The sequence below is a fragment of the Stenotrophomonas sp. 3diitr2024 genome (assembly GCF_042136455.1).
GTDB lineage: Bacteria > Pseudomonadota > Gammaproteobacteria > Xanthomonadales > Xanthomonadaceae > Stenotrophomonas > Stenotrophomonas sepilia.
Genome location: NZ_JBHHMJ010000606.1, coordinates 1 through 5,315 on the forward strand (window position 1 = coordinate 1; position 5,315 = coordinate 5,315).

Genomic DNA, 5,315 nt, shown 5'->3' on the forward strand with positions numbered 1-5,315 from the left:
GTCGCCGGAGGGATCTCCGGCGACGGCGGGCGAGTCTACTGATTGATTGACTTCACGGGATTGCAAGCCCGACCGCTGCAACCGCAGCGGCTCGCCATCATGGGCACGGCCACGCCCGTCGTTCCGATCGATTTGAACCGCGCGAAGCGCCGGAACCGGTAGGAACAATCACTTATCGCATTCAGCCCTTCGCTCCAGACACGGCGCCATTGGCGACAGCGTGCGCAGGGACTGCCCAGTGCCGACCAACGGTCGGCACCCACCCAAAGGGGAATTCCCCAACGGTCGGTACCCACCACCTGGATGCCAGACATGAAAAAACCCGCCACAGAGGCGGGTTTCTTCGCGGGGATCAGCAATCCGTGCGGATTACTTGATCTTGCCTTCCTTGTACAGGACGTGCTTGCGCACGACCGGATCGTACTTCAGGAATTCCATCTTCCCCGGGGTGTTCTTCTTGTTCTTGTCCGTGGTGTAGAAGTGGCCGGTACCGGCCGAGGAAATCATACGGACCTTATCGCGCTTGCCTGCCATGATGCTTTACTCCTCAGACCTTTTCGCCGCGCGCACGCAGCTCAGCCAGAACGGAATCAATGCCGTTCTTGTCGATGGTGCGCAGTGCATGCGCGGAAACACGAAGCTTGACCCAGCGGTTCTCGCTGGCCACCCAGAAACGGCGCTCGTGCAGATTCGGCAGGAAACGACGACGGGTCTTGTTGTTGGCGTGCGAGACGTTGTTACCCGTCTGCACTCGCTTGCCGGAAACCTGGCATACGCGGGACATTGCGCACCTCGATAGTAGTAGTTGTCAGCCCGTAGCCCGGGCGACGGCGGCCTCGATGGTTGCCCACCACACGTCAAGAGAATCAAAGGGTTACGCTGGCGTTGGGCGGCCGGGGACGTGCTCCCGGGGGCGCCGCCCGGTAGAAAACCGGACACAGCGAGCCGCGCATTATGCACCGGTTCAAGCACTTGCGCAAGTTACCCACAGGCGGGGACTGAACCGGCAGGACCGGGGGCACTCCGCCAACCGGCATACTGGCCCGGACCACTGCGGAGCTTGCCATGCGGCTGCTGGCCCTGACCTACGGAACCGAAGGCGACACACGTCCCCTGGCCATGCTCTGCCATGGGCTGATCGGCGCAGGCCACGCGGTGACACTGCTGGCCGATGGCGGCACCCTGGGCAGCGCGCAGGCACTGGATGTGCCCCACGCGGCCCTTGAAGGTGACATCCATGACGACGTGGTCGCACTGGTCTCGCGTGGCAACGGCGTTGCCGCCGCCAGTACCGGCCTGGCACGGATGGCGCTGCAGCATGTCAGCGGCTGGATGCGCCAGGCCGATGCCGCCGCCGAAGGCTGCGATGCGATTCTGACCGGTGGCCTGGCGGCCTTCGTCGGCATGAGCGTGGGCGAACGCCGCAGGATTCCCGTCATCGGCAGCGGCATGATTCCGCTGACCCCGACGCGCGCCTTCCGCTCCCCGTTCCTGCCGCCCGGACGCTCGCCGGGCTGGTTGAACCGGGCCAGCTACGGGTGGGTCAACGGCCTGATCTGGCGCCAGTTCCGCCGGCCGATCAACGCGGCACGCCAGCAGTTGGGGCAATCGCCGCGCCGCGCGCTGTGGTCCGGCCTGCCGATGCTCTATGGCATCTCACCGCAGCTGCTGCCGCCACCGGCGGACTGGCCGGCCGACCACATCGTCTGTGGCCAATGGCGGCTTCCTGATGCGCCCTGGGCGCCCCCGGCCGATCTGCGGGCCTTCCTTGATGCCGGCCCGCCGCCGGTCTACCTTGGCTTCGGCAGCATGACCGGCTTTGATCGCGAACGCGTGCTGCCGGCCTTGCTGCAGGCGCTGGCGCCACGCCGGGTACTGCTGTTTCCTGGCTGGGTGGGACTGCCTGCGATGCGCTTGCCCGATTCGGTCTTCGTACTGGGGCCGACCCCACACGAAGCGCTGTTCCCGCGTTGCGCACTCGCCATCCACCACGGTGGCAGCGGCACCACGCATTCGGCCTGCCGGGCCGGCATTCCCTCGCTGGTGATGCCGTTCGCTGCGGATCAGTTCTTCTGGGCCGATCGCCTGTGTCGGTTGGGCGTGGCACCGGCACCGTTGTCACCGAAGCGACTGGATGCAGCAACGCTGGCAGCAGCCATCACCTTCGCAGAAGCCGACGCAGTACGCGCGCGCGCGGCGGCCCTGGGCGTGGCGATGAGCGATGAAGACGGGGTGGCCTGTGGCGTGGCGATGATCGAGCGCTGGTTACGGCCGATGTAACAGCGGGCAAGCCTCAGCGCAGGTGCGGAATCACCTGGGCCAGCAGATGGGCATCCTTTAGCGCACCGTGCAGGCCCCGGTTGCCGGGGATGCGCAGGCGCTGCAGCACATCGTCCAACTTGTTGCCCTGGCCGGGCCAGCGCCCGCGCGCCAGCTTCAGGCTGCAGGTGATGCGGCAGTGCTGGGCCAGCGTGCCGGGAATGCCGGCCAGGCGCAGCTCGTTGTCCAGGAAGCCCACGTCGAAGGTGGCGTTGTGCGCGACCATCTCGCTGCCGCGCAGGAAGTCCAGCAGTTCGGCGGCCTTGCTGGAGAACAGCGGTTTGCCCACCAGCATCGCATCGCTGATGCCATGCACGCGCTGTGCGCCCCAGTCCACCTTGCGCTGCGGCTGCAGGTAGGTGTGGAACTGGCGGCCGCTGAGCTGGCCGTCGATCAGTTCGACGGCACCGATTTCGATCACGCGGTGCCCCAGGCGGTGGGAGATGCCGGTGGTTTCGGTGTCCAGTGCGACGATGCGATTCATGCGTGGCGATGGTTCCTGTTGCGTGCCGCGATGATTTTCGCATGCCTGCAGCAGGAAGCCCTCCCTGTAGCCGAACCCGTGCTCGGCTCACGCGCGAAGCGCGGGCCTTGAGCGTTGGAGCGAGAAGCAGCCGAGCGTGGGCTCGGCTCTACAGGTGCGTGTGCATCACCCCAACGCTTCCACCACCCAATCGATGAACACCCGCAGCCGCTGGCTCATGTGCCGGTTCGGCGGGAACATCACATGCATCGGCATGGGTGGAAGCCGCCAGTCCTGCAGCAGCGGCAGCAATTCGCCGCGCGCCACGTGCGGCGCGGCCATGTAGCTGGGCAGCGCGACCACGCCCAGCCCCGCCAGCGCCGCCGCCAGATAGGCGTTGCCGTCGTCGAAACCGACCGTGTAGCGGCCCTGCACCTCGATGCGCTCATCGCCACGTTGCGCGCTGAACACGCGTGCGCGACCACTGCGCGGGCTGAGGAAGCCGACCATGTGGTGGTCCGGCCCTTCCAGCGCGCGCGGGTCGGTCGGCACGCCGAAACGCTTCACATAGCCGGGGCTGGCGTGGAAACCGATCGGCAGCGCCCCCAGCGGCCGCGCCACCAGTGCCGGGTCGGCCGGGGTGCCGCCGCGGATCACGCAGTCGACGTTGTCGGCGATGACGTCGACCTCGCGGTCACTGACGCCGATATCCAGCTGGATCTCCGGGTAGCGCGCCTGGAAATCCGGCAGCGCCGGTACCAGCCGCAGCCGCGCGTAAGGCCCCGGCACATCCACCCGCAGGCGGCCGCGCGGCTGGCTGGCTGCGTCACCCAGCCCGCCCTCCACCTCTTCCAGCTCGGCCAGCAGGCGGGCGATGCGCGGGTAGTAGGCCGCACCGTCGGCGGTGACGCTGACCCGGCGCGTGGTGCGGTTGAGCAGGCGCAGCCGCAGGTGTGCCTCCAGCTGCTGCACCAGCTGGGTGACCGTGGTGCGGCTGATCTGCAGGGTCTGCGCGGCGCGGGTGAAGCTGCCGGTTTCCACCACGCGGGCAAAGGCCCGCATCGCCTCGAAACGGTCCATGGCGGGCCATGATTGTTTGGAATTGGCAATCAATCTAGGCCGATCATCGCGGTTTATCCAGACACCGCTGGCGGGGAGGATGGCGTCCTCTCCCACGGGATCTTCCCCATGTCACAGCGTGATGTCGTTTTCCCCGCCGGCCGCCAAGCGCTGTACGAGCGCAACCGCTACTCGCCAGCGATCCGATCCAACGGTTTCCTGTTCGTCTCCGGCCAGGTCGGCAGCCGCGAGGACGGCTCGCCCGAGCCGGACTTCGAAATGCAGGTGCGCCGCGCCTTCGAGAATCTCAATGTGGTGTTGGCTGCCGCAGGCTGCACGTTCGATGACGTGATCGACGTGACCGTGTTCCTGGTCGATCCGGAGAAGAACTTCGAGAAGGCCTGGGCGATCGTGCCCGAGTACTGGGGCCAGGCGCCGCACCCGACCCTGACCGGCATCGGTGTGACCTGGCTGTACGGGTTCCAGTTCGAGATCAAGGTGATCGCGAAGCTGCCATGACCCGGGTAGTGCCGGCCGCTGGCCGGCAACAACGGGCGTTGACCTGCACTCGCCTGCTTCCGCGCCGTCGGGTGACTCAGATCGGCTTGATTCGCGGCCACTCCACATCCGCGGTATCAACAAATTCGACGCCGCTGAGACTATCCCCGACGTAAGCACGAAAGTCCTCCGAGCAGATCAAGGTGTTGCTGGAGCCTTCCATGTTCTCAATCCGGAACAAGTGTTCTTTGAAGGAGCTTTTCACGCGCAGCTTCTTGATCCTGCGAGACTCTCCATACTTGCTATACGCCATCTGGTTTTCCTCAGAGGCGACGGAGGAGAGGCAGGTCTCATGGAAGATGATGGCACTGTACTCGCTCTTTGAAGTCGTCCATCCCTCCTCTGAAACATGGGGAATGCGCCTGAAGTCGATCATCTTGGCATCAAATTTCAGGCAGGCTTCCAGGAACTTCTGGCTTGCAACGTAAATGTGCGAGGTAATGCGGACGATGTCATGGGAATGACTCGCCTCAGGGCCAACCAGCACCATGGTGTCTGTAAAGACCCGTGCCATGTCAGTTCTGGCCCTGGCGTACCAAGGGAATCGGCCATGGGAAACAGCAGGATGGAAAGGATAGAACCTGTCGTGAAGCTGAGCGTCCAGATAGTACGAGGGGCATCCTGGCGGATTTGCCTGGGATAGCGCGTAGTAGTTCATCTGGTCGATTCCCTGGGCTTCCGGGGCGTGTTTCGGAATTGTCCCCGCCCCGGCCTTTCCCACCAAGAGCCAATCCCGACAAGCAGGCGCTGGTACGCATGGCTTGGAGCCGGTGCGATCTGCAAGGCAACGTCCGCCTCCCGACCCTGACCGGCATCGGCGTGACCTGGCTGTACGGGTTCCAGTTCGAGATCAAGGTGATCGCGAAGCTGCCGTGATACGGGTAGTGCCGGCCGCTGGCCGGCAACGCGGTGGGGT

At 65.4% G+C, this 5,315-nt stretch carries 7 protein-coding genes and 1 pseudogene; 3 read left to right on the forward strand and 5 right to left on the reverse strand.

What is annotated here, in order from left to right; all coding sequences use genetic code 11:
* Window positions 1-369 precede the first annotated feature (369 nt).
* Together rpmG and rpmB are read right to left on the reverse strand one after the other, a co-directional pair.
* Entirely contained in the window at window positions 370-537 is a 168-nt protein-coding gene (gene rpmG, locus ABGA94_RS15875) for a 50S ribosomal protein L33 (protein WP_169411268.1), read from the reverse strand.
* Window positions 538-547: 10 nt separating this feature from the next.
* Complete coding sequence (rpmB, locus tag ABGA94_RS15880; protein WP_005411638.1) at window positions 548-784, reverse strand: 50S ribosomal protein L28; 237 nt, start codon at window positions 782-784, stop codon at window positions 548-550.
* Between the two features lie 281 nt (window positions 785-1,065).
* Here rpmB and ABGA94_RS15885 point away from each other — a divergent pair, with 281 nt between their 5' ends.
* A complete protein-coding gene (locus ABGA94_RS15885; RefSeq protein ID WP_005420352.1) occupies window positions 1,066-2,280 on the forward strand; it encodes a glycosyltransferase in 1,215 nt (404 codons plus the stop codon).
* Between the two features lie 13 nt (window positions 2,281-2,293).
* Here the strand turns inward: ABGA94_RS15885 and dnaQ are convergent, their stop codons facing one another.
* Window positions 2,294-2,803, reverse strand: a complete 510-nt coding sequence (dnaQ, locus tag ABGA94_RS15890) for a DNA polymerase III subunit epsilon (RefSeq protein WP_005420353.1) — start codon at window positions 2,801-2,803, stop codon at window positions 2,294-2,296.
* A gap of 165 nt (window positions 2,804-2,968) precedes the next feature.
* Complete coding sequence (locus ABGA94_RS15895) at window positions 2,969-3,862, reverse strand: LysR family transcriptional regulator (protein ID WP_095378552.1); 894 nt, start codon at window positions 3,860-3,862, stop codon at window positions 2,969-2,971.
* Window positions 3,863-3,970: 108 nt separating this feature from the next.
* On the opposite strand from ABGA94_RS15895, the gene ABGA94_RS15900 reads away from it, so the two are divergent.
* Window positions 3,971-4,360: a RidA family protein gene (locus tag ABGA94_RS15900; protein ID WP_072167792.1), complete on the forward strand. Its 390-nt coding sequence runs from the start codon at window positions 3,971-3,973 to the stop codon at window positions 4,358-4,360.
* Between the two features lie 76 nt (window positions 4,361-4,436).
* On the opposite strand, the gene ABGA94_RS15905 is transcribed toward ABGA94_RS15900, so the two are convergent.
* A complete protein-coding gene (locus ABGA94_RS15905; RefSeq protein ID WP_375367773.1) occupies window positions 4,437-5,057 on the reverse strand; it encodes a hypothetical protein in 621 nt (206 codons plus the stop codon).
* A 134-nt stretch (window positions 5,058-5,191) separates the two neighbouring features.
* On the opposite strand from ABGA94_RS15905, the pseudogene ABGA94_RS15910 reads away from it, so the two are divergent.
* Window positions 5,192-5,275 (forward strand): annotated as a pseudogene (locus ABGA94_RS15910) (RidA family protein); the annotation flags it as partial.
* Window positions 5,276-5,315 lie beyond the last annotated feature (40 nt).